The organism is Pseudanabaena sp. FACHB-1998, assembly GCF_014696355.1.
GTDB lineage: Bacteria > Cyanobacteriota > Cyanobacteriia > Pseudanabaenales > Pseudanabaenaceae > Pseudanabaena.
In genome coordinates, this window is record NZ_JACJQA010000006.1 from 1 (window position 1) to 24,459 (window position 24,459).

The 24,459-nt window shown below is 42.9% G+C and carries 16 protein-coding genes; 8 read left to right on the forward strand and 8 right to left on the reverse strand.

Going from position 1 to position 24,459, the window contains the following annotated elements; translation table 11 throughout:
* The first annotated feature begins 164 nt into the window (after positions 1 to 164).
* Positions 165 to 983: a CpsD/CapB family tyrosine-protein kinase gene (locus tag H6F42_RS02630; protein ID WP_190397811.1), complete on the forward strand. Its 819-nt coding sequence runs from the start codon at positions 165 to 167 to the stop codon at positions 981 to 983.
* A gap of 506 nt (positions 984 to 1,489) precedes the next feature.
* Complete coding sequence (hepC, locus tag H6F42_RS02635; protein WP_242018303.1) at positions 1,490 to 2,443, forward strand: heterocyst development glycosyltransferase HepC; 954 nt, start codon at positions 1,490 to 1,492, stop codon at positions 2,441 to 2,443.
* A gap of 180 nt (positions 2,444 to 2,623) precedes the next feature.
* On the opposite strand, the gene eno is transcribed toward hepC, so the two are convergent.
* The 3 genes from eno to H6F42_RS02650 form a co-directional block, all read right to left on the reverse strand.
* Complete coding sequence (gene eno / locus H6F42_RS02640; protein WP_190397812.1) at positions 2,624 to 3,907, reverse strand: phosphopyruvate hydratase; 1,284 nt, start codon at positions 3,905 to 3,907, stop codon at positions 2,624 to 2,626.
* Between the two features lie 342 nt (positions 3,908 to 4,249).
* Positions 4,250 to 4,621, reverse strand: a complete 372-nt coding sequence (locus H6F42_RS02645) for a cyclic nucleotide-binding domain-containing protein (RefSeq protein ID WP_190397813.1) — start codon at positions 4,619 to 4,621, stop codon at positions 4,250 to 4,252.
* A gap of 142 nt (positions 4,622 to 4,763) precedes the next feature.
* Positions 4,764 to 5,525: a TIGR00297 family protein gene (locus tag H6F42_RS02650; RefSeq protein WP_190397814.1), complete on the reverse strand. Its 762-nt coding sequence runs from the start codon at positions 5,523 to 5,525 to the stop codon at positions 4,764 to 4,766.
* Between the two features lie 90 nt (positions 5,526 to 5,615).
* On the opposite strand from H6F42_RS02650, the gene H6F42_RS02655 reads away from it, so the two are divergent.
* Positions 5,616 to 6,248 (forward strand): DUF1361 domain-containing protein, encoded by a 633-nt coding sequence (locus H6F42_RS02655; protein WP_190397815.1) that lies wholly within the window; start codon positions 5,616 to 5,618, stop codon positions 6,246 to 6,248.
* Positions 6,249 to 6,321: 73 nt separating this feature from the next.
* Here the strand turns inward: H6F42_RS02655 and H6F42_RS02660 are convergent, their stop codons facing one another.
* Positions 6,322 to 9,321 carry a transporter substrate-binding protein gene (locus H6F42_RS02660; RefSeq protein WP_190397816.1) on the reverse strand — a complete coding sequence of 1,000 codons (3,000 nt, stop codon included), beginning with the start codon at positions 9,319 to 9,321 and terminating at the stop codon, positions 6,322 to 6,324.
* A gap of 751 nt (positions 9,322 to 10,072) precedes the next feature.
* Entirely contained in the window at positions 10,073 to 12,448 is a 2,376-nt protein-coding gene (locus H6F42_RS02665) for a hybrid sensor histidine kinase/response regulator (protein ID WP_190397817.1), read from the reverse strand.
* Positions 12,449 to 12,610: 162 nt separating this feature from the next.
* On the opposite strand from H6F42_RS02665, the gene H6F42_RS02670 reads away from it, so the two are divergent.
* The 3 genes from H6F42_RS02670 (at position 12,611) to kaiC (ending at position 15,554) form a co-directional block, all read left to right on the forward strand.
* On the forward strand, positions 12,611 to 13,480 hold the full coding sequence (locus H6F42_RS02670) for a circadian clock protein KaiA (protein WP_190397818.1): 870 nt from the start codon (positions 12,611 to 12,613) through the stop codon (positions 13,478 to 13,480).
* 210 nt (positions 13,481 to 13,690) lie between these two features.
* Positions 13,691 to 13,990 (forward strand): circadian clock protein KaiB, encoded by a 300-nt coding sequence (gene kaiB, locus H6F42_RS02675; RefSeq protein WP_190397819.1) that lies wholly within the window; start codon positions 13,691 to 13,693, stop codon positions 13,988 to 13,990.
* Positions 13,983 to 15,554 (forward strand): circadian clock protein KaiC, encoded by a 1,572-nt coding sequence (kaiC, locus tag H6F42_RS02680; RefSeq protein ID WP_190397820.1) that lies wholly within the window; start codon positions 13,983 to 13,985, stop codon positions 15,552 to 15,554. The genes kaiB and kaiC overlap by 8 nt, the downstream gene beginning before the upstream one ends.
* A 217-nt stretch (positions 15,555 to 15,771) precedes the next feature.
* On the opposite strand, the gene H6F42_RS02685 is transcribed toward kaiC, so the two are convergent.
* On the reverse strand, positions 15,772 to 16,686 hold the full coding sequence (locus tag H6F42_RS02685) for a pentapeptide repeat-containing protein (RefSeq protein ID WP_190397821.1): 915 nt from the start codon (positions 16,684 to 16,686) through the stop codon (positions 15,772 to 15,774).
* 346 nt (positions 16,687 to 17,032) lie between these two features.
* Between H6F42_RS02685 and H6F42_RS02690 the strand changes: the two genes are divergently transcribed.
* A complete protein-coding gene (locus H6F42_RS02690) occupies positions 17,033 to 20,092 on the forward strand; it encodes a DUF4114 domain-containing protein (protein ID WP_190397822.1) in 3,060 nt (1,019 codons plus the stop codon).
* Between the two features lie 207 nt (positions 20,093 to 20,299).
* Here H6F42_RS02690 and H6F42_RS02695 read toward each other — a convergent pair whose 3' ends face one another.
* Complete coding sequence (locus tag H6F42_RS02695) at positions 20,300 to 20,788, reverse strand: pentapeptide repeat-containing protein (RefSeq protein WP_190397823.1); 489 nt, start codon at positions 20,786 to 20,788, stop codon at positions 20,300 to 20,302.
* Between the two features lie 259 nt (positions 20,789 to 21,047).
* Positions 21,048 to 21,278: a hypothetical protein gene (locus tag H6F42_RS02700; RefSeq protein ID WP_190397970.1), complete on the reverse strand. Its 231-nt coding sequence runs from the start codon at positions 21,276 to 21,278 to the stop codon at positions 21,048 to 21,050.
* A 54-nt stretch (positions 21,279 to 21,332) separates the two neighbouring features.
* Here H6F42_RS02700 and H6F42_RS02705 point away from each other — a divergent pair, with 54 nt between their 5' ends.
* Entirely contained in the window at positions 21,333 to 24,347 is a 3,015-nt protein-coding gene (locus H6F42_RS02705) for an SMC family ATPase (RefSeq protein ID WP_190397824.1), read from the forward strand.
* The last annotated feature ends 112 nt before the right edge of the window (positions 24,348 to 24,459 follow it).

A 24,459-nucleotide genomic window follows, 5' to 3' on the forward strand; every position in this document is an offset into this window, starting at 1 on the left:
AAACTAAACTCAATCACTTTGCTCTCAAGTCTAAACTCTACTTCAATGCTATTAGGGCTAGTTTCTCTCAACTCCAAAAACTGGCTATTCCTTCCACGTAACATCAGTTACTAGGTGTAGTTGCAGGTTTATTTTTGGGTGGTGCGGCTGCTTTTATTAGGGATATGCAAGACGATACGGTGCGTACCTATGACGAGCTAGAGCAACAAATTTCTTCGCTATCTTTGTTAGGGATGACTCCTCAATACTTTCAAGCTGAGGAATCTAACTCCAATTTCTTGCCTCAGTTCCTCAAAGGACAGTCGGTATCACCCCTCACCATTGAGATCGTCCAATGGCTTCCCTTTAGAGAGTCTCTAGACCTAATCTATAAAAATATTCAGCTTAATAGTTATTCTCAAGAATCACCTGTGCGATCGCTAGTAATTACCTCGGCATTACCAGGAGAAGGTAAATCAACCATTGCCCTTGGTTTAGCTACCTGTGCGGCGAGATTACACAAACGGGTATTACTGATTGATGCGGACATGCGATCGCCGACTCTCCATAAAAAGCTCAATTTGCCCAACGATAGAGGGCTATCCACCTTACTAGCAAGCAACGGTAATATCGATAGCCGCGATGTAATTCAGTCATCTAACTCCACGATCGATATTCTGACCGCAGGCCCCATTCCGAGCGACTCAGTGACCTTGCTAAGTTCAGAATGGATGCAAAAACTAATCAGTAGGTTCGAGCAAGAGTACGATCTGGTAATTATTGACTCACCTCCAGTTCTCGGAACGGTGGACACGATTCAAATCGCCTCATGTAGCGGTGGTGTGGTTGCCGTTGGGCGGATAGATCGCATTACTCGTGGGGAGTTCTCACAGGCCATCTCTGTGCTTCAGAAATTAAATCTGATCGGCGTAATTGCTAACGCAGTGAAGGAATTACCCCATAGTTATAAGTCTGTGGATGAAGATGATGAGGAAGATGAGTAAAAAAGAAGGGCAGTGCTGGAGAATTACAGCACTGCCCTTCTTTTTTGATTTATGCTTTGCACAAAAAAATCGTTTTCTGTCAAAAATATAAACTACGCTCAAACCCTTTGATTTCAAAGGGTTTACTTTTGTTTAGCTGTATTTAAACCGAAAAAACGAAAAAAGAATATAACTTTTATATAACTTTTGTTATGACCTTTTAGTAACTTCTAGTAGTTGCTATGTCTATGGAATTGATAGATAAAGGTAAACAACAAAGTCAGAACCTAACTCTAAAAGCATTGAAGTTAAATTCATGCTCATTTAGTTAAATTCGATGTACTCAGCTAGTTACTTCTATTCACTTAGCCCTATCTAGTGATTTTCCTAATTAGTTAAGTGCATTTGATATCTAGAGTTCCCGTAATACTCCTACTACTTGCTGGAACTCTGATTCATATCCAAAACATTGTAGTAAACCAGTAGCAGCAAATCTAAGAGACATAAGTTTTAGTTAGAGGAAAGATATGACAGGTCTTGTTGTAGACAAAATTCAAACAGCTAAACTTACAGAAAGATTGCAAGTTACAGATAGTCTGGAAAAAGTTGCTTACATGGTTAAATTCTGTAAGTTAATCCTGAAGCAATCCAGATTATTCTTAAAAAAACTCTTTGTTAGAGACTTAAAGTTACCTCAGATCGCCGCGATCGCCGCCCGAATTTTTACCTTTAATACTTCTAAACTTGGTGATAATAGTTATGTCACTGTTGATCCTGAAGTAGGCGAAGCCCGACTAAAGCGCTTAGCTAATAGCTATGAAGCTAGAAATAAATGTGTTTCTCTAAAGTTGCCCCATGCTAGCGAACTACCTCAAAATGACAAGGTAGTATCTTGGAGCCTCAAGCGCTTATTTGATTGGCTAGCAGCTTTGACTATTTTGATGGTACTTAGCCCTGTTATGTTGAGCTTAGCCACCATAATTTCCCTTAATTCAAAGGGTCCCATCTTTTTTCATCAATGGCGTGTTGGTGAAAATGGCAGACTTTTTCGGATTATCAAGTTCCGTACCATGATTACTGATGCTGATAAGCTTCATCACCTAGTCATGAGTGGTCAGACAGGTTTACATAAGTGCGAAGACGATCCTCGGATCACTTCTGTAGGTCGGTGGATGAGGAAATATAGCTTGGATGAGCTACCTCAGCTTTTTAATGTCTTACGAGGCGAAATGAGCCTTGTGGGCCCTCGACCTTGGGCTTTGTACGATGCTTTACGCATTAGTGGCAGTGGTAAAAGAAGGCTAAATTCTTTGCCTGGAGTTACAGGTGCTTGGCAAGTGAGCGCTCGTTCTACCATGCTCGATCTAGATGCAGTCACGGAATGTGATTTGAGCTATCTTCGTAATTGGACAATCTGGTCAGATTTGAAGATATTGCTCATGACTGTTCCTAAGGTTTTATCTGGATTTGGTGCTTTCTAATAGCAGATATATTTAGACGATTTTCTAACTTTTTCTTATCAAGTCTGACTAGTTAGCCTAATTTCGTCACTTACATTTCAAGGTTTGCCTATGTTTTTACATGGGCTTTTTTTATTTTTGGACATAAAAAGAAGAACTGCGGCGCTTAGCGCCGCAGTTCTTCTTTGAGAGTTTTATAGCTTAGCGCGAGGGACCTAAGCCAACAGCACCAGCATAAACAGCTTGACTGCCAAGTTCTGCTTCAATTCTGAGCAAGCGATTGTATTTGGCAACACGCTCACTACGACAAAGGGAACCTGTTTTGATTTGACCAGCGCGGGTTGCTACCGCCAGATCGGCAATGGTGGTATCTTCGGTTTCACCAGAGCGATGGCTGATGACTGAGCGATAACCATTTTTGTCAGCCGTAGCGATCGCTTCTAGGGTTTCGGTCAAGCTACCGATCTGATTGAGCTTAATCAAGATGGCGCTAGCGCAACCTTCGCGAATCCCACGCTCTAGACGGGTTTTATTGGTTACAAATAGATCATCACCGACTAATTGCGTATTTGTAAGCTGATCAGTCATGGCTTTCCAGCTAGCCCATTGATCTTCCTCTAAGCCATCTTCGATGGAAACGATGGGGTATTGGGAGATCAAACCTTCGTAATAGTTGACAAATTCTTGAGGGCTGAGGGTTTTGCCATCAATTCCATAGTTGCCATCTTTGAATAGTTCATTGGAGGCAACGTCTAAGGCTAGGGCAACTTGTTCGCCAGGTTTGTAACCTGCTTTGGTAATTGCATCGATGAGTAATTCTAAAGCGGCTTGATTGGACTCTAGATTGGGGGCGAAGCCGCCTTCATCTCCTACCGCCGTCGATAAGCCCTTATCGTGCAGTACAGAGCTAAGGGCGGCGAATACTTCCGCGCCATAGCGGAGGGCTTCCTTAAAGGTGGGTGCGCCCACAGGCACGATCATAAACTCTTGAATGTCTACGTTATTGTCTGCATGAGCGCCGCCATTGAGGACGTTCATCAGAGGAACGGGCAGGACATTGGAAAGGGGAGTGCCGAGATATCGATAGAGTGGCTGTCCGATCGCTGCCGATGCTGCCTTAGCGGTGGCGAGGGAAACTGCCAAGATGGCATTTGCGCCGATGTCTGATTTATTGGGCGTGCCGTCGCGCTTGATCATGAGGCGATCGACGAGTTCTTGATTGAGGGCATCTACGCCTTGCAATTCGGGTAGGAGTTTTTCGGTAATGTTGCGAACTGCGATTAAAACTCCTTTGCCACCGTAGCGTTTTTTATCGCCGTCCCTTAGTTCGTGGGCTTCAAAACTACCAGTAGATGCACCACTGGGAACCTGTGCGAGACCGATTGCGCCATTTGCCAATTTGACTTCCGCTTCAACGGTTGGCTTGCCACGCGAATCGAGGATTTCTCGGGCCGCGATCGCAATGATTTCTGTTCCTTTAGTCACTGTGAACTATTCCTTTAATGATTAAGTGAAGCTATTCGCTTCAATCTTACAGTTTTGCGATGCCCCGTTGCTTAAATGTTAGGTTCTCATTAAAAAAATTGACAAATGAGGCTTTTACCCCATTAGTAAACTTTTATACCTATAAACTCAAAAGAGAGGGGCGGCACAAAGCACCGCCCCTCTCTTTTGGCGTTCCTATACTTGACACACCAAATATCCAGAACCCACTCTAACTCCCCCTTGGAAGGGGGAGAACTCAGACTTCCCTCCTTCCAAGGGGGGACTGAGGGGGGTAAGAATTTGTAAAGTGTGTCAAGTATATGAACGCCTCTCTTTTGGGTTTTATTCGTGTCTTCCAAAAACTTGTTCATCTAGTTTTCTAATTCTTTCAATCATGATTTTCATCACATTGATTGAAAAATAGGGAGTCTGTTGGACTAAATAAGTAAAACGTTTTTGATCGACGGGAACCAGCTTGCACTCAGTCTTGGCGATCGCGGTGGCACTGCGAGGAGTCGCATCAATTAGAGCCATTTCGCCAACAATCCCCCCTGCACCCGTCGTATCCACAAGGTTGCCCTCGATAGAAATTTCCACTTCACCTTCAATGATGGCGTACATATAGTTAGCTGTTTCACCCTTTTGAAAGATGACTTGACCTGCGGGAATAGTCACAAAATCCTTAGCATTTTTAAACAAATCAATTGTAGTCAAAATCAAACTCCCTTCAATGCAAAATTAAATAAAAATATCAGTTAAATCATCATGATTTGAGTTGTTCGTTCTGAGGTTAAGCAAAAGTTAATTTAAGGTTAAAGATAGTTTGGTTTTCGAGCTTTGGCGACTCACCAAACTCCTAGAATCTCCATAATTGGGCAATAATAACCGCGATCGCTGCGCCAATTGTGGTATTAATGCCATTAACTAGCTCATTGGTGAGCCAGTCGTATTTTTCTTGAAAGGTTGCCCCGATCAGGCTTTCGATATTGGTGGCGATAAAGGCGGCGATCGCACACCAGAGCAACTCCCAAGGACTAGTGAGTAAGCCGACGGCTAAGGCGATCGCCGCCATAATTACAGATCCGAATAGACCCGCGATCGTGCCTTCGAGACTGACTGCCCCTTCGGTTCCCGCAGGTACTGGTTTGAGTGTAGTGATTAAAAAAGTACTTTTGCCGTAAGCTTTGCCAATTTCGCTGGCGGTTGTGTCGGCGAGTTTGGTGCTAAGACTGGCAGTATAGGCTAAGAGCCATAATGGATTAGGGGCGATCGCTTGACCTATAGCGCATATAGTCCCAGTCGCTGCCGAACCCCATAAATTTTCAGGACCCCTTGCTCCATCTCGCTTTTCGGCGATGCCCTTGGCTTCTTTGATATCTTTGCCAATGCGTGTAACCCCCGAACCCAAGATGAGATAGCTTAGAATTACTGCATAACCTTGCCAACCCAAGCAGCCCCAGATGGTCACTCCTAAAACAAAGGCATGGTAGATGCCTGCGGTGGTTAAGACTTTGCGAGGTAGTAATAGGGCGATCGCTCCAAGGATAAAATTTAAGGCGATCGCGATTAACCAATTCTGCATTAACCAATTTTGGACAATTGGGAAACTATTTATCATGGGAGTTAATCCTAATACTAAATACAAGTGGGCTGATGCGTTACTGTGCAGCTTACAAGCTAATCCTAATCCCTATTTGAGCATTCCGAAATGACAGAAGCATTTGAACAATTTTTGGGAAATTTTCGGTGGATGGGTTGGAATCTTTTTTTAGCCCTCATCCCTTGCTTATTGAGCTTTGTTTTATTTCATCGGCGATCGCCCAGAAGCCTACCTCAAAACTTGATATGGTGGCTAGGCTTAATAGTTTTTATCTTATTTTTACCCAATGCTCCCTATATCCTGACCGATATTATTCATTTTGTGGACGATACGCGATCGCTAGATATTTCACCTAATGGGGTAATTTTTGTCTTAATTCCGCAGTACATGGTATTTATGCTCTTAGGCTTTCAATGCTATGTGGTTTCCCTGCTGAAGCTGACTCAATATTTAAACTGGGTACGTTTAAGTAGATACATCCCGTTTATGGAAGTTGCTATCAGTTTTGCCTGTGCGATCGGCGTATATTGGGGCAGATTTAATCGTTTAAATAGCTGGCATGTGCTGACGCAACCACGTCGAGTTATTCAAGATGCGCTTAGTAACTTCAGTAACGCGGAATTCTTTTTAGGTACATTTCTATTTTTTGTGGTTTTTACCAGTCTCTATTACGTTTTCAAAGGGATTAATCTGGCGATCGCCTATTACTGGCACAATCGCAATAACCAAGTTTCCATCTAGCAATGCAAGGGCTTCTCTGTCTGATAAAAGAGGCGGCGCTTCGCGCCGCCTCTTTTATCAGATAAGGGTTTTGTTAACTAGCAATATTTACGGTCTTTATATCTAATATTTCCGCCGACGATATTTGAGGCTTGCTATCTAGCAACATATAAGTATCCATTTCGCCTCGACCCTTGATAAATATTTTGCCTCGATGCCAAAAAGAATATTTATCCTTGAGTAACTCATAGGTGGACTCCGTAACTTGAATCCCGCCAGCTAAGCCGTGGGACTCCATCCGACTCGCAATATTCACCGCATCACCCCAGAGATCGTAAATAAATTTACGAATCCCAATTACACCAGCAACCACCGCACCCGTATTAATGCCGATTCTGAGGCGGAAAGTTGTATCGTCACCACGTTTAAATTTCGTTATTTCGCTTTGCATTGCTAAAGCCATTTCGGCGATCGCCTCGGCATGGTCAGGGCGATAGGTGGGCAAACCACCAACGACCATGTAAGCATCGCCGATGGTTTTAATTTTTTCTAAGCCCAAGCGATCGGCAAGAAGATCAAAAGAAGAGAAAATTTCGTTGAGCATCTTCACTAATTCGCTGGGCGATACTTGAGTGGAGAGGGAAGTGAAATCCACTATATCGGCAAATAAAATAGTCACATTATCGGATCTCGAGGCGATCGCATTGTTACCCAACTTCAATTGATGGACGATCGCCTTAGGCAGAATATTTAACAATAAATTTTCTGACTTTTCCTGTTCCGCTTTAAGCGCCTGCTCTGAATGCTTGCGCTCGGTAATATCTTGGACGATCCCTTCATAGGAGAGGAAATTACCATGTTGATCGTAATTAGCTCTTGCGTTAATCAAAATCCAAATAATGCTGCGATCGCGCTTATAAGCTAAAGCCTCGAAACTTGCGAGGGAACCATTAATTTTCATTTGCAATAGAAATTCTTGATATTGCTCAGGATCAACAAAGAGGCGATATTCATCCAGAGCAATCCCCGTTAATAACTCCGTAGGCGATTCATAGCCATAGATCTTGGCAAGGGCAGGATTAGCATTGATATAGCAACCATCAGGTTGAGCTTGAAAGATCCCCTCAATGGCATGTTCAAAGATGCTGCGATACTTCTCTTCCGCTTGGCGGAGCGACTCCTCAATTTGTTTCTGATGACTAATATCCACAATTACGCCATCCCAAATCGTATCGCCATTGTCACTACGGTGCGGCTGGGAAATAATGCGTACCCATTTCACCTTCTCAAATAAACTGGAAACTCGATATTCATGCTCAAAAAAACTTAATGCTTGAGCAGATTGATGCACAATCTCCGTAAGTTTAGCCCGATCTTCGGGATGCGCCATATCAAATACCCATTCCAAATGCTCCGTAAACTCTTCGACAGAGATCCCAAAAATCTCCTGAGTGCGCGGGCTGATATAGGGCATCGAAACTTCGCCGTCGGGATGTAACACCGCACGATAGACCACTCCCGGCACATTATCCGCGATCGCCGAAAAGCGTTGTTGACTTTCTCGCAGCAAATTTTCAGCCTGTTGGCGTTCAGCCGCCTCATTTTGCAGACGCTTAATGGTTTTTTGTAATTGTTGCGTGCGCTGCTCAATACGCTGCTCTAAAAGTTCATTGGCATTACGCAAAGCCCCTTCCACATTCAATAAGTCAGACTGGGCTTTGAGCAACCGTTGATTTGCCTTAAACATTTTAGACATCGCAGCGCGAGTAATTTCGGGCGCAAGCTGATTGCGACCCTTGCCCTTACCGCGCCCCAAAAGCTCAGCGATCGTAAACTCTAATTCTTGAGCATCCCTCTCCAATTGCCAGCTTTGTTGAATCCCTTGTGTAATATCCGCCAACATATCGATTACCACCGATGAGCTATTGGATTGCAGCTCCTCTACTCCTAACCAAGGCAAAGGCTTGATCGGCTCGACCGTATAAATAATTTCCAGCTTGCCCGTTGAGGCAACCTCCGCCATCCGACAGGCGGTCGAAATATGTTGATTGCGCTCAACTATGACTTTCCCCATAGGCGCTAAATAACTTTGCCCTAAAATAGCCTGTCTAACTTGAGCCGATTCAAAGCTTTGGGCTGTTTCCACCGCCTGTTTCCATACAAATATTTGGGCATAGGCGGTGTGCATCGATGCATTAACAGCAGGCGGATGCCCTTTGTTTGCCCCAAACCACACCTTAGCCTTATCTAAAAAAGTTTGGTTTTGAGTATTTTCTAAACTCTGAAAGTAATTATTGCTAGCTAAATGACCAACCAGTGAGGAAGGATAAATACTTAGGCAAAGCTCTTGGAGTTCTACATCCGATAAACGGAGCGACAACACAGGAATTTCCTTCGGCTTGATCTCGGCGATCGCATATTGCTGCAAAAAATTAATTGATTGCTCTGGCGATAGGGTACTAATGACTATATCGGGCTTAATATTCTTGATTTTGGCGATATTGTCGTGATAGACCGAAATATCATGGGGTGCATAGTCTTCACACAATAAAAAGCCTTGATTCTGCTTGATTTGAGCGCGAATAATTTTGCTAACTGTCCGCGAATAGATCCCATCTGTACCAATTAGATAAACGCGATCGCCTTTGTTTTGCAACACCCAATTAATCGCAGGCAAAACTACTTGATTTGGGCAAGCTCCCATATAGAAAACATTTTTAGAACATTCCAGTCCTTCATAGGCGTAGGGATACCAAAGTTGAGCTTGGTAATTGTCTAAGAGAGGGATGATACTTTTACGAGCTGACGCAGTCCCCCCACCAAAAAGAGTTTTAACGCCTAAATCTGCTAACAAATATCGGGCGTGAGCAGCAATATTTTGATCTAAGGCGGCTATATCCGTGACGATTGGCTCGATTGTGCGTCCTAACACACCACCTGATTGATTAATTTCGGCGATCGCCATCAAAGCTGCATCTTTCACAGGCATTTCTCTCGCACTTAGCTTGCCAGTGAGGAAATGCATAATTCCAACTTGTACGACATCAGTCCCATGATTACTTTCAGTATTGAAGGACTTAGTCTCTTGAGTCATGATGGTCGAAGCTCCTTACATTAACTTAATATCCTTACCTTGATGTGAACTGTGCTGAGCTAGAAGAAAGACTACTCGGCTGGGAGTCATCCAACATTCCCTAAAGGTTTGGCAATTTAATAAAGAACCAATTTTTGATGACGTGGCGAAGCCGTGCTATCAAAAATTGGTTCTTTATTTTACGGCGAAGCTCTTGCGACATAAAGCGTCGTAATTACCTTGGGGATTTTGGCTTTTGACTATACCTATATCACTCATATTAAGTCTTTCTCAAAAGTGTAATTTGATTTTAATAGGACTTACGCATCGCTTAGATAGGATGGGGACTTAGCGCATGTCCTATCTAACTCAAATTCAGTAAATTCATTAGCATTGCGTAAGTAATATTTAATTTAAGAATCAGGTAAGTTATTAAATTAACGAAAAATATACGTGCAAAGTGAATTGTTAAGCTCTAATTTAGCTTGATTTATATCAAACTAGGTTCCGCGAAATGGCTCAAACTACGAATTTTTAGCTATAGTCACTCCAGTCAGGACGCAAAACTTCTTAGATAGTTGCGAAGCTTCCCTGTGAATAATTGTTGCCATTCTGTCTAGGATACAAAACCCAAGAAGTGAATTGCGGCACGAAGCGCCGCAATTCACTTCTTGGGTTAAGGCAGACCACAGCTATCGTAGCTAGGCGTGATTAATAAACAGAACTACAACCTGTGGCGATCGCCGCGCGTGCGTCACAAATTGTAAATTTTTTACTCAGGCGATGAAACAAAACAAACCGCATTGGTGATCGACTGGTGCAACGTTAGCAAGATATCAGCCCTATCAGTGTCTAAATTATCTAAGCTTAGTCCCATGCAATCACGCAAACTCAGTTTTGGAAAACGATTTTGCAGCCAATCAATCTCTGCAACTGCCGATCGCGTAATCAGTAAAATTGGCAAGCTAGAGAGAATATCGAAATCGCTAATAGTTTCTAAATGGGTCAGCAAGAACTGATTATCACCATCAAGTAAAAATAAATCGGGTTGCCAGATCTTCGACAAGACATCGCATTGCTGAAAGTCATCCACTTCGAGGAGGCAATGTCCCAGATCTTGTAATAGGTTAACCACACTATCGTTTATGTTTTGATTAAGATAGAGAAATTTTAAAGGCTTAGCAAGATTCGTATTGTGGGGCAGGAAGGTATTGAGATCCTCAGTTTTGATCGGTTTGAGTAAAATTCCATCAGCCTGATGCGAATTAATAATGGAGTCATCATTCCGCCTCATCATCACCATCCGAATGTGCTGAGTCATCGCATCTCCCTTCAGTAGAGCCAGCACATCCCAGCCTGACAACATCGGCAAATGGGGACTTAGCAAAATTAGGCAGGGTTGTAATCTGCGCGCCTTTTCTAGAGCTTCTGTGCCAGTGCGGGCAATTACCACCTGATAATCCAGCGAAGCCAGCGTATTTCTTAACCACTCTAAGGTTTCCGCCGAAGTTTCCACAATCAATACTAAGCGATTGCGATTGTTATCAACTCTTGATGTTTGATGTTCGGGGCTTAGTGGTTCAGGAGGTAGCAAAATCGTAAATTGACTCCCCACATCTACCTGCGAAACAAAGGTAATATCACCACCATGTAAACGAGCTATATGTCTGGTGAGTAAAAGACTAGAGCCAGTACCTTCAAAGCGACGAGTCAATACATTTTCCACCTGCTGAAATTTCTGAAATACAAGGGATTGCTTTTCTTCAGGAATACCAATGCCTTGATCCCATACAGTCAGAGCTAGCCAACCTTCCCACCAGCGCACATTAATCCCAATTCGTGGTGCAGTTGGAGCCAAATCTTCCACCATTCCCGAAGGTAAAACACTAAATTTGAAGGCATTGGAAAGCAGATTCACCAACATTTGTTGCAAGCGCGTCTCATCCGCAAAAATGGTTTGCACCGTTGAGTCAATATCTAGTTGGACATCTAGTTCCCAACCTTCTTCAAAGTTATGGTTGCGAAAAATTGTGGAATCCTGCTGTACTAATTTGCGTACCTGCTGAATACTTTTTTGGCAGACATCTTTTACGGAAATCGTTTCTGCATATAGCTCTAATTGTCCTGCTTCCGCTTTGGCAAGGTCAAAGATATTGTCAATGATCGAAACTAACTGCCTACCACTTTGATGGATCATTTTCATATAGCGGCTCTGGCGCTCGTTTAGCTCACCAAAGGTATTGTTGCTCAAGAGGCTAGCAATGCCGATTACAGAGGTTAATGGTGTTTTGAGTTCATGGTTAATACAGGTCAAAAATTCATCTTTGAGGCGACTTACGCCTGATAGTTCTTGAGCAAGATTTTTTTGAGCTGTGATGTCGTAGGCGATCGCTAATTCTAGTCCTTGAAGGCTCCCATGCAAAGGCACATTAACCACTTGCCAAGTAAAAGGCGCTCCGTTAATAGTGCAGAATTGTTGAGTTTCGGGAAGTTTAGTTTGGAGTATTTGCGGAGAATCTTCTAAATCCCGAGAGTGACCATTAAAAATCTTGTCACTACCTTCATTTCTATTATTGTTATTTCCAGAATTACTGTGCAGACTCTCATAAAGATTATTGCGCCATGCCGAGTTCATTCCCACTACCTTGCCGTCCTGATCGCTCACCATAACGGGCAGAGGTAATTGATAAATTAAAGGCAAGAGTAATGATGTTGGTGAAGGCTTTTGGCTTTGTTGTAATTGCGTCAGCGATCGCAATAATCCTGACACCTCCAAAATTGCCACAAACTTGCTATTCGTATTCACTAACGCCCAAGTCTCGGCGGAATGTCGATATTGCGAAATTCTCTGCAAAAAATCAGCAATCGACATCGCACTAGAAATAGCTGGCAAAGGCTCTAGGTCAACTTCTTCTAAAGTGATCGAAGGCGCTGCAAAGACACAACTCTCAGTGTCAGATTGCCAATTTAGCAAACAACGCGCATTAAATAACCCTTGTGGCTGATCTTGGAGATCTAAAACCACAACATTCGACCATCCTTTCTTAAGAAGCTTTAAGGCTTCAGAAGTCGTGTCAGACAATCTGCATATAGCAACATGGGGCTGCCCATATATTTCTAAAGACTGATTTAAGATTAGGGTATCCATACGCTGAAACCCTTACGGGTTATTGTAAATAAGTATGCTTTATCACCGAAAGCCTGTAAATTTATATTTATAGTACGACCATCAATCTCACATGATTTCGCTATTTAAGTGCGAAAATAAAGATTAAGATAAAATTTCTGACGTTCAATTCACCAATAGCCTGTGCCTGTTTTAACCAATTTACAAGTATGCTGTTTGGTGGCTGAATCTGATGTCACCCAAACACAAGCTACTCTAATAAAGTTTTTGCCAGAAGATCGCTATAGCCTTACGGTTATATCAGACCTAGAAGCACTTGTAAGTTTATTAAAGAAAACTCAAACTACCCAAGATTGTTTGGTTATATTTAAGGATGTTGAAGTTGTCCTTGATCATCTCGGCAAGCTAAATATCTTTATACCTACCATACTAGTTCTAGAAGATCTTCATAACAATGGTGAAAGTCCTTATGAACAAACTGAATCAAAAGACTTTTATCGAGCCAGTATTAGTATTAACTTTGAGCAGTTGCCAGATTTGCCCACCATCATTGATCAGGCGATCGCTACTTTTATCAAAATTTCTCCTCAGGTTAAACATCAAGTCTACGTCAACATTCCGCATACCACGGTTTCCGAATCCTTAAGTGTTCAACAACAAAGACTAGCTGACAAACTCAATGAGAGATTAGGGTATTTGGGGGTGTATTACAAACGCGATTCACGGTTGTTCCTGAGAAACCTATCACCTGAAGATAGGAAGGAATACATTGTAAGGCTAAAGAATATCTATAGATCCATCATATTAGAGTATTTTTTGGAGGCGAATAGTGATTTAAATCCCAAAATAGATGAATTCGTCAACCTATCTTTTTTTGCTGATCTTTCTGTTTCTCAGGTCTTAGAAATTCACATGGAGCTGATGGACGATTTTGCCAAGCAGTTAAGACTAGAGGGGCGCAATGATGAAGTTTTGTTGGACTATCGAATTACTTTGATCGATATCATCGCGCATCTATGTGAGTTATATCGCCGTTCTATACCTAGAACTTAAACTATAGGTTAACCAAATAAAAACATCACCCTAGGGGTTTACGGTTTTTATTTTGCTATAGGCAAAATGAAAACCACTGGATCTTGAGTTAATTGTAAATCTTTAAACTTTGTCCAGATTTGGGGATAGAGCTAGACTAAATGCAACAATTTAATCTAGAGAAGTTTAAGAGATAAGTTATAAATAGCCGAAGCAAGCAATTTTAATGAAATGATTCGTAAAACATATGTCCTTAAACTTTACGTCGCGGGAAACACGCCGAACTCGGTGCGGGCGTTGAAGATGCTCAATGATATTCTTGAAAAGGAATTTCAAGGAGTTTATACATTAAAGGTAATTGATGTGCTTAAAAATCCTCGACTAGCAGAGGAGGACAAGATATTAGCTACTCCAACGTTAGCTAAGGTCTTGCCGCCGCCTGTGAGAAAAATTATTGGCGATCTTTCCGATCGCGAAAAAGTGTTAATTGGACTAGATTTACTATATGAGGAGTTAATGGGCAATGACTAGCTCACGCAGTGACATTGATATTGACAGTAATAGTGAAACCAAAAGGCAAGAGCTAGGGGTGCAAAAACTACGCACCATGATTGAGGGCTTAGATGATATTACTCACGGTGGTCTACCGAAAGGGCGATCAACTCTGGTAAGTGGAACCTCTGGGACTGGGAAAACCCTCTTAGCAATGCAGTTTCTCTATAACGGCATTACGGGGCTAGATGAGCATGGTGTATTTGTTACCTTTGAAGAGTCTCCCTCAGACATTATTAAAAATGCCTATAGCTTTAACTGGGATTTACAAAAATTAATCGATGAAGGTAAGTTATTTATCCTTGATGCTTCTCCTGATCCTGAAGGACAGGAAGTGGTAGGGGATTTTGACTTGTCGGCTTTAATTGAGCGGATTCAATACGCGATTATCAAATACAAGGCAAAGCGAATTTCGATTGATTCGATGACTGCCATATTTCAGCAGTACGACTCTTTGGGCTTAGTTCGCCGAGAAATTTTTCGGATTGTGGCGCGGCTAAAATCCTTGGGTGTTACTACTGTAATGACCACTGAACGCGAGTTAGAGTATGGACCAGTGGCAAGATTTGGGGTTGAAGAATTCGTCTCAGACAACGTAATTATTTTAAGAAATGTCTTAGATGGGGAACGTCGTCATCGCACAGCGGAAATTCTCAAGTTGCGGGGAACTACTCACATGAAGGGAGAGTTTCCATTTACCATGACCAGCAAAGGAATCAATATATTCCCATTGGGAGCAATGCGTCTTACTCAAAAATCTTCCAATACCAGAGTTTCTTCGGGTATTGCCACGCTGGATGAAATGTGCGGAGGCGGCTACTTCAAAGACTCAATTATTTTAACTACTGGCGCTACGGGTACGGGTAAGACCTTGATGGTCAGTAAGTTTATTGAGAATGGTTGTGAAAATGGGGAACGGGCGATTTTATTTGCCTATGAAGAATCTCGTCAGCAACTTACGCGCAATGCTTCATCTTGGGGTACGGACTTTGATAAGTGGGAAAGCTCTGGTTTACTCAAAATTATCTGTGTGTATCCAGAGTCTTCTGGTTTAGAAGATCACTTGCAGGTAATTAAGTCTGAGATCGAGATGTTTAAGCCCTCGCGAATTGCGATCGACTCTCTCTCGGCTCTAGCGAGAGGAGTCAGCAACAATACTTTCCGTCAGTTTGTGATTGGCTTAACGGGCTATGTCAAACAGGAGGAAATTACGGGCTTATTTACGAATACCACCGATCAATTCATGGGTTCGCATTCAATTACGGAATCGCATATTTCCACAATTACAGACACGATTATTCTGTTGCAGTATGTGGAAATTCGTGGTCAAATGTCTCGCGCCGTGAATGTGTTCAAGATGCGCGGATCTCGCCATGATAGCCGTATTCGTGAATATATCATTACCGATCAGGGCGCACAAATTAAGGATTCCTTCCAAGGTTTCGAGAGAATTCTGAGTGGTTCGCCAACGAGAGTATCGGTAGATGAGAAGTCGGAGTTATCACGTATTATTCGAGGTGTCTCAGTTGAACCTTTAGAGTAAGCAAATAGAGAAAACAAAGTATATTTGTTTATTAACTGATGTTACGTGGAAGTTTCCAAGACCCTCACCCCTAGCCCCTCTCCCAAAAGGGGAGAGGGGAACAAGAAATTGTCTTACTCCCCTTCTCCCTTGACGGGAGAGGGGGCTGGGGGGTGAGGGTTCCACGTAACATCAGTTATTAAAAAAGAGTGGCAGCGCTTTGCGTCGCCACTCTTTTTTAAATTTTAGTGTTTGTAAAGTCTGCGCCTGTTAAAACTGCATCGCTAAAATTAACTTCCTGTAGATTCGCACCATTAAAATTTGCCCCTCCTAAATTTGCCGAGGTAAAATTTGCGCCTGCGAGATCAGCACCGCTCAAATCTACGCCCATTAACAGAGCTTCCGTAAAGTTAGCCTTTTGTAAACAAGCTTCGCTCATGATGGCTCCAGCCAAATTTGCGCCCACAAATCGAGACTCGATCGCCGATAATTCACACAAATCGGCAAGCATTAATTTGGCATTGGTAAAGTCTGCTCCGCTTAAATTTGCCCCATTGAGTTTGGCACTCACCAAATTGATTAAGCGAAAGTTCCGCTTGCCAACGGAATACATATAAAGAACTTCTTGGCTGCGATTGCTAAATAAATTAATAGATGCTGGGCGATCGCCTTGATTTTCTTCTAATAACAAGGACTCGGTGGCTTCGCTCATGAGATTGAGCAAAAGATTTTGAGGAGTCTCGGAGTTTTGAATATCGCGATCGGGCAAGTCTTCGGCGATTCGCTCTAAGCGTTGAGTGATCGTTTGCCGTTGCGTCATTAATTCTTGAATTTGGCTATCTAACTTTTCTAGATGCTGAGATACCATTTGTTTGAAGGTGGCATAGGGAATCGTATGCAGGGCTTGCAAATCAAGTAATTGTTTAACTTCTTCCAGAGATAGCCCAAAAGCCTTGGCACTTTGAATAAATAATAGTCGCTCTAAGGCATCGGGGGCATAAAGTCGATATCCCTGTGGCGATCGCAAAGGTTCCAGAAGCAAACCTAATCGTTCGTAATAGCGAATTGTGGCGGTGGGAATTTCTGCTAATCGGCTAAGTTCCCCAATCAGCCATCCGCGAGTATTAATTGATGCATTTCCGTTAGATTCCATATTCTTTTACGAATTTATACCAAGGTAAAAAATGGCTACACCATTTTTTTGCGGCGCGAAGCGCCGACCCTCCTTATATATTTAGTACCAGTCAAGGATGATTGATAAGTTTTTTTAATAGATATTTCTATGGCAGTCATATTGACCTTAAAGCTAACTGCAAACCCTAACCTAGGTGACATGAGGTTTAAATATCGTCTTGATAAAAATAACCCAAGGGAATAGGTAGCTCGTTAGAAGTAGTTATAGCAGTTTTTAAATGAAATTGTTTTGTTTGAAAACTGCTATTTCCTCAAGTCAAAAAATAAGTACAAGTAAAAATAAATTTATCTCAAGGTTATTCGTCATGCCACTTCAAAGCACATCTCAAGGAACATTTACAGTTGGAACAACGGGACAACTTAGTTTTGATTTTCTCTTTGATGGCGGATTATTTAAAGGCGAACTTGCTATATTCAGTTTAAAGGGGATGGATAGCTTAGAAGTTGGGTCAGATGCTTTCATCCAAGAAGCCACGCGCCGCGCTTTGACTAATTCGACTCAAGGCAGAATTTTAGTCTCAGATAATTCCGAAGGAGCAAAATTTAGCGCTAAACTCGGTTGGGAAGATGATTTCAATAGCGGCGCGTATAAAGGAATCAAGAATTTCTCCATGCAAGCGGGCGATCGCGTTGCCTTTATGTTGGTATCGAATGGAACTGTCAGCAATACTTTTAATAGCCTTAATAATGGACTAGAGTTAACTAGCGATCACGCTCCTTTATTTTCGATTAGTGCCGCTAACCCCGATCTTACCAATCAATTTGCTCAAATAGATGATGTTGGTGGTCGTGGCAATCTCTTTGGGATGGAAGATGTGCGGCTGAAGGGCGGCTCAGATTATGACTATAACGATTTAGTGTTTCAATTTACGGGTGCTGAGGGTAATGGCATCCCTGCAATTGAAGATACGATGGCGGTTACCAAAGACTGGATTGATACAGCGATCGGTAAACAGATTACAGACTATGCGAGTCGTTCTACTTTTGATTCGGGGATATTTCGCGTCGATGATTCAGGACAAGTAGGCGTAGAGTATCTCTATGATGGTGGTTGGTATCAGGGCGAAATGGCAATCTTTAGCCTGAAGGGAATGGAAGGATTAAAGGTGGATTCCTACGAGTTTGTTCAAGAGGCAACTCGCCGAGCTTTGAGCGATTCTACTCAGGGACATATTGTGATCAAAGATCGCACTGAAGGCGCAAAGTATACCGCTAAATTTGCTTGGGAAGATGGGTTTAATAGCGGTTCCTATCTAGGCGAGAAAACCTTTGCGATGAACGTGGGCGAAGATTTCGCGGTGATGTTGATTCAAAATTCGACAGTGCAGGAATTAGCAAATGATGTCACGAAGATGTGGTCGGGTAATCGCTTACCTATTTTCTCAATTCCCCAAGCCAATATTGGCGCACCGACTAACATTCGTCAAATTGTCGATGTGACGGGCAAGGGTGACACATTCGGCATGGAAGATGTGCGGACTGATTGGGGGACGATGTCCGATCGCGATTATAACGATATGGTCTTCCGTTTTACGGGAGCTAAGGGAGTTGCACCCTTGATGGATGCAGAAGTTAATCGCGATCGCGATTGGCGCAATTCTTCGGTGGGCATGGAATTAGTGCAGTATGTGACTCGCCCCGACTATAGTGGCGGCATCTTTGATACGGGTGAAACGGGTAAGGTTCGCATTGATTTTCTTCATGATGGTGGCTACTATCAGAGTGAACTGGCAATCTTTAGCCTTGATGGAATGGAAAACCTAAAGGCAGGCTCAACGGAATTTATCCAAGAAGCAACCCGTCGCGCTCTCAGCGAATCTAATCTGGGTCATGTGGTAATTAAGGATCGTTCCGATGCGGCAAGATTTTCTGATCAAGTTGCATGGGAAGCAGATTTTAATTCGGGGACTTATAAAGGCGCTCAAACTTTTGACCTGTCTCCCCGTGGTCACTTCGCCTTTATGCTGGTGCAGAACAATACCGTAGCGGCGATCGCTAACAATATCTCCTCTATTTCGCAAACTGGTAACCTACCCCTTTTCTCAATTCCAGAAGCTAACCCCTTTGGAACCTCTATGGGACAAATGGTCAATGTCGATGGCAAAAACACCTATGCCTTTGAAGATAACCGTCTGGATTTACCCAATATTGCCGATCGCGACTATAACGACATTGTCTTTCAGGTCAAAGGGGCTACTAGCGACGTTCCTTTAATGAGTAGCTTTGTTAATCCTACAAAAGATTGGCGAGGTTCGGATGCAGCAAAAGAATTACTGTCCTATGCGAGTCGCGCTGAATATGACAAGGGCGTAATTACCTCTGGACAATCGGGTAAGGTTGAAGTTGAATTTCTCTACGACGGTGGCTATTATAAGGGCGATGTGGGTATTTTCAGCCTTGATGGGATGGACAACTATGGGGCTGGTTCGGCAGCATTCATCTCGGAGGCTGCTCGTCGTGTCGCTAGCAACTCTCAGCAGGGCTATGTGTTGGTAAGTGATAATTCGGATGCCGCTAAATTTACCAGTGGCTTAGATTGGGAATCTAATTTTAACTCTGGTGTCTATAAGGGAACCCAGACGCTTAGCCTTGCTGCTAATACTTCCTATGGAGTGATGCAGGTTCCCAATGGCACGATTTCTCAAGTAATCGCCAATCCTGCGATTGATGGCGATAAGCGTCCTCTGTTTTCGATGCTCGACAATAACCCTAGTCGCAGTTTTCAAATTGGTAAAACTGATGTGGGCAACGGCTCATCAATTATCTCTATCGAAGATCAGCGTCTTGATGGAGCTAGCGATCGCGACTATAACGACATCATTTTCCGCATTAAGGGAGCCGATGTTGCGGCGGACACTCTTGATCGGGTGATGGCAGCTAATAAAGACTGGCGATCGACTGATATGGGCAAAGCTCTGATTGATTATGCTAGCAATCCAGCAGCGGCTAGCAGTTCAAGGTTTGGCTTTGGCTTTAGCTGGAGCGATACTGTCCAAGGTACAGATGCTAATGACTACCTTTCTAGCGGCAATGGCAATGATACCCTGATTGGCGGTAAAGGCAATGATATTCTCGTTGGTGGTGTTGGTAACGATATCTTCCAATTCAACAATATCAATGAGGCAGGGGATACGATTCTCGATTTCAGTGCAGGTGACGCGATTAATTTGAAGGGTGTATTTAGTTCGATTAACTACAGGGGAACTAATGCGATCGCTGATGGCATCGTGCGCTTTCAGCAACTTGGCACAAATACTAATCTCCAAATCTCTCCCGATGGCTTAGGCAATGCGAATAATCTGGTCAATTTGCTAACGGTGAATAACACTAACATTACGTCTGTCAGCAATAGTCTTGTTTTCTAATAGCCATAAAGGCGGCGCTTCGCGCCGCCTTTATATTAAGAGCGTGTTTGAGAAGTTTTTTACCCCCTCTAACTCCCCCTTGAAAGGGGGAGGATTCAAGTTTCCCCCCTTTCAAAGGGGGGATTAAGGGGGGTAAAAGCAGAAATTTATGCTAGATAGGAGACTTCTCAAACACGCTCTAAAGAAAGAGCGCCGTTCTTTCTTTTTTTAACAACCAAGAGATTCTCTGGTGTCAACCCCTGTTTTGGAATTTGTGCCAGAAGCTTTCACACATAATCTCCTTGTCTGTTGGGTATCTAATAAAGCGTTGGTGAAATCCGCACCTGTCACATCCACATTCACAAAGCTAGATCGCAACATATTGGCATCACTGAGGATGGCATCTGTTAAGTCAACATTTTTAAATTGAGAGATATAAACTAGACTAGAACTCAAGTCTACGCCATGCAAATTGGCTCCTTCTAAGGTCACTCCGTTAAATACTGCGCCCCTTAAGTCGGCATTGGTAAAGTTAGCATTTCGGAGCGTGACGCTAGTAAATTCGGCTCGAATTAGATTTTTTCCCGAAAAGTCTTCTCCACCTGCTTCATTTAAAATAGAACGGGTGACGCTAGAGGAGCTAGCCGCCTGCACTGACAGGGGCATGAGCAATATTACTGCCAAGAGGATACCTACGATTAATCGCCAATATTTCATGATTTCTTGAAAATAATTTAGAATAATTTTTGCATTGCTAATAAATATTACAGCGCTTTGCGCTCAAGCCCAAACCAAGAAAGTTTTTGAAAGTGTTGCTTCGCAACATTTTCAAAAACTTTCTTGGGATAACTGCAATTTACGAAAGTGTGACAACACTTTCGTAAATTAAAAAACAAACCCAGCTATGCCAAATTAAGAAATTGCGTAGCCATTTCCTATAGCCCCCATTACGAGCGGAATGGGGCGTTGCACATATTCATTCGGAATATCCATTAAGGGCGGTGGCGAGAAGAGGTTGAGCAATGCTTTCCACAGGATCATCGGGTAGAATAAAATTTTTAGGCAAAGATTCCCAAACGATTTTAGGCTTGGCTTGGGCTTTGGCGATCGCTTGGAGTACTTCAGGTTGGACTGAGTTAGCCGCGATTTGTCCAGAGTCACTTGGACTAAGTGGTTGATTAAATATTGCTGCGATCGCTTGAGCCATTGTTTTTTGAGTAAATGACTAATTGATTATTGCTATTCTACATGGAGTTTTCTGATGCGTCCCCTTGAGTTAATTGTCGAAGGATTTACCAGTTTTCGTACTCGGCAAGTGCTAGATTTTACGAGCCTTGATTTATTTGCGATTACAGGCGCAACAGGTGCGGGGAAAACTTCGCTATTAGATGCGATTACTTTTGCGCTGTATGACAAGGTGGCAAATAAACCCAATTCATCCAAAGAATTAGTCAGCCAAGGGGCTATGCAGCTAAAAGTAGAATTTCGGTTTGAGATGCGCCAAACAGAATATCGAGTGTTGCGAACTTGGCGCAATCGGGGCAAAACCGATGAGAAGAAATTTCTGTTTGATCAATTGATTGATGGGGAATGGGAAAGATGCGATCGCACTCAAAAGGTAGAGGACATCATTGGCATGGACTTTGAGACTTTTACCCGTGTGATCATTTTGCCGCAGGGACAATTCGATGAATTCCTCAAGGGTGAGGCGGGTAAACGGCGTGAGATTTTGCGGCAGTTAGCAGGATTTCAAATCTTTGAGCAAATGCGGAAAGAAGCAAGCGATCGCACTAGTCGCTTTAAAGCGGAGCGGGAAGGTTTAGATAAAGTTCTTGAAGGGATGCAAGCACCAACGCAAGAGGAAGTAGAAGCTCAACAGTTAGAATTAGCGAATCTGGAAATTTTAATTCCTGAATTAGATATACAAGCTAAGCAAAGTCATAAACTATTGGAGGTAGAAGAAAGACTCTTTGCTCAAATCCAACAATATCAACAGCTTTCTGTGAAATTAGCGCAATTGCAACAGGACGCATCGCAAATCCAAGTTTTAGAAAATCAATTGCGAAATGCTCAGTTAGCGAATTCGATTATGGGAACTTGGACAGTTCTCCAGACTGCGCGTAAACGTGTGGAACAGGCGATCGCCGATCTTACCCATACGCATAAACAGCTAGAAACTTCTAGGCTTGATCTGGAGCAGCAGCAACAAGTCTATGAAAAGTCTCGCACTGAGCAAGTCGCCGCCCAAACTCATATCGAGGCTCAAGAGCGTAATCTCGCCCTAGCGGAGTCTCTGCATACACAGCAACAACAATCGGAATCTGAGTTGGAACGTGCTGAGCAGAATTTACAAGAGCGATCGCAGGTTCTTCAAAAAGCGACTAAAGCTGTAACTATTGCCGAATCAGATTTACAAGCCATTAATAAAAAGTTGCAAATCCTTGAAGCTTCGCTTAAAAGTTCTCAGTATGATCCCACTAGACTCGAACAATTGCGTCAAGTTGCCGAACCGCTTACACAATGGCAAATTTTGCAAGAAAATCTGACTAAACAGCAGCAAAAAACTACACAGTTACACACAGAAATCCAGAAATTCACGCAACAACTAGAGAAAGCACAGCAGGCGATCGCTAAGGCTGAAAATGATTTTCAAGTCGCGAGTAAAGCTCTCAAAGAAGCGGAAATTTCTAACCTGCAAGCATTACAAACTAGTCACGCTAACGCCTTACGCGCCGAATTGCATGATGGTGATAACTGCCCTGTGTGTAATCATCTTTTTAGTATAGAGGGATTGTCAGAACTTCCTGAATTAGAATTAATCAATACGGCAGCATTGGTAAAACAGAAGGAAGTCGCTGAGCATCAGTTAGCGAAATCATTACAAGACAAGGCAAAAATTGAGGCTAGTCTGGAAGCTTCGCAGCAACAGTTTCAGATTCAAACTCAGGAAATTAGTGATCTGGAATCACAACTTGCTAAATTGCAAAAACAAATTGATCAAGTTCTTAAGTCTGCTTGGCAAGCGGTCGATATTCTACGCGATCGCCAAGAACTCGAAACTCAAGAGGCTTCATATCTCAAGCTAGTTACTGAACAAAAGGAAATAGTGATAGCTGCTCAAAATGCCGAGAACAAACTTAAAACTAGCCAAGAAAATCTGCAATTAGCCCAAGCAGAATGTGATAAATCGGCACAGGAAAAAGTACTCAGAGAATCGCAACTACAGGAAATTTCGCAACGGTTGCTAGCAATTACTGATGGCAAGAGTTATGAATCTTTGCGTCAAAGTATTTTGCAAGCAAAAAAGGAATTAAGCGATCGCCTCAAAACCATCGAAAGTAAATATCAACAAGCCCGTGAAACATTTGTTAAACGTGAGGAATCGGCAACTAAGGCTGTAGAAAATCACGATCTCGCCATTACCGAGCAAGCTCAACAGGAATCCCATTGGCAACAGGAACTTAGCTCTATTAGCTTTACTGAATTAGAGTTTCTCGCTGCTCAAACTGTGCGATCGCAAATGGATGCATGGCAACAGCAAATCGAGAACTATCAACGTCAAGAGCAAGACTTAACTACGCGCTTACAAATGTTTGCGGAGTCAATTGCCGATCGCCAAACTGATGAACAGGCGATCGCAAAATTGCGTGAGGAATCACAACAAGCTGAACAAGGATTACAAATAGCTAGTGAAAGTCGCGCCTCCATCAAAGCATGGTTAGAGCAAGCCCACCAAAAACGCCAAGAATCACAGGAACTTGAAGAACGTAAAATTGCTTTACAGGCGCAAGAGCAAACCTATCACACTCTTGCCCAAGATCTGCAATCCAATCGCTTTCAAGAATATATTCTCGATAGTCTGCAACAGGAACTTGCTAATCGTGCCTCAGTTCTCTTGCAACAACTTTCGGAAGATCGCTATATTCTTCAAATAGAAAGTGGTGATTATTGGGTAGCAGATAATTGGAATGGTGGCGAAAAGCGGCGTGTACGCACCCTCTCAGGTGGGGAGACCTTTGCGGCTTCCCTCTCAATGGCGCTGGCGCTATCGGAAAAATTATCTATGGGTATTGAACTGGGCAGCCTCTTTCTTGATGAAGGTTTCGGCACGCTCGATAGCGAAACCCTCGAAAGCGTTACCCAAATCCTCGAATCCTTGCGCCAACAGGATCGCTTAATCGGTGTGATTACCCACATTCAATCCTTAGCCGAGCGATTACCCACCCAAATTCACGTTCGCAAATGTATTAATGGCTCAGAATTAATCAGAATATAAGTAAGTAACGCGAAGCGTTACACTTAAAACTGAGATAGCAATAACGCCCGCGTAGCGTGCGGTACTGCTATCTAGATTATACCAAAGAGCAAAATGGCTCTGCCATTTTGCT

Coding starts and splice junctions, on each gene's coding strand:
- H6F42_RS02630 (WP_190397811.1), top strand. CDS start 165: ATGCAAGACGATACGGTGCGTACCTATGACGAGCTAGAGCAACAAATT.
- hepC (WP_242018303.1), top strand. CDS start 1,490: ATGACAGGTCTTGTTGTAGACAAAATTCAAACAGCTAAACTTACAGAA.
- H6F42_RS02650 (WP_190397814.1), bottom strand. CDS start 5,525: ATGATAAATAGTTTCCCAATTGTCCAAAATTGGTTAATGCAGAATTGG.
- H6F42_RS02655 (WP_190397815.1), top strand. CDS start 5,616: ATGACAGAAGCATTTGAACAATTTTTGGGAAATTTTCGGTGGATGGGT.
- H6F42_RS02660 (WP_190397816.1), bottom strand. CDS start 9,321: ATGACTCAAGAGACTAAGTCCTTCAATACTGAAAGTAATCATGGGACT.
- H6F42_RS02665 (WP_190397817.1), bottom strand. CDS start 12,448: ATGGATACCCTAATCTTAAATCAGTCTTTAGAAATATATGGGCAGCCC.
- kaiB (WP_190397819.1), top strand. CDS start 13,691: ATGATTCGTAAAACATATGTCCTTAAACTTTACGTCGCGGGAAACACG.
- kaiC (WP_190397820.1), top strand. CDS start 13,983: ATGACTAGCTCACGCAGTGACATTGATATTGACAGTAATAGTGAAACC.
- H6F42_RS02685 (WP_190397821.1), bottom strand. CDS start 16,686: ATGGAATCTAACGGAAATGCATCAATTAATACTCGCGGATGGCTGATT.
- H6F42_RS02690 (WP_190397822.1), top strand. CDS start 17,033: ATGCCACTTCAAAGCACATCTCAAGGAACATTTACAGTTGGAACAACG.
- H6F42_RS02695 (WP_190397823.1), bottom strand. CDS start 20,788: ATGAAATATTGGCGATTAATCGTAGGTATCCTCTTGGCAGTAATATTG.
- H6F42_RS02700 (WP_190397970.1), bottom strand. CDS start 21,278: ATGGCTCAAGCGATCGCAGCAATATTTAATCAACCACTTAGTCCAAGT.
- H6F42_RS02705 (WP_190397824.1), top strand. CDS start 21,333: ATGCGTCCCCTTGAGTTAATTGTCGAAGGATTTACCAGTTTTCGTACT.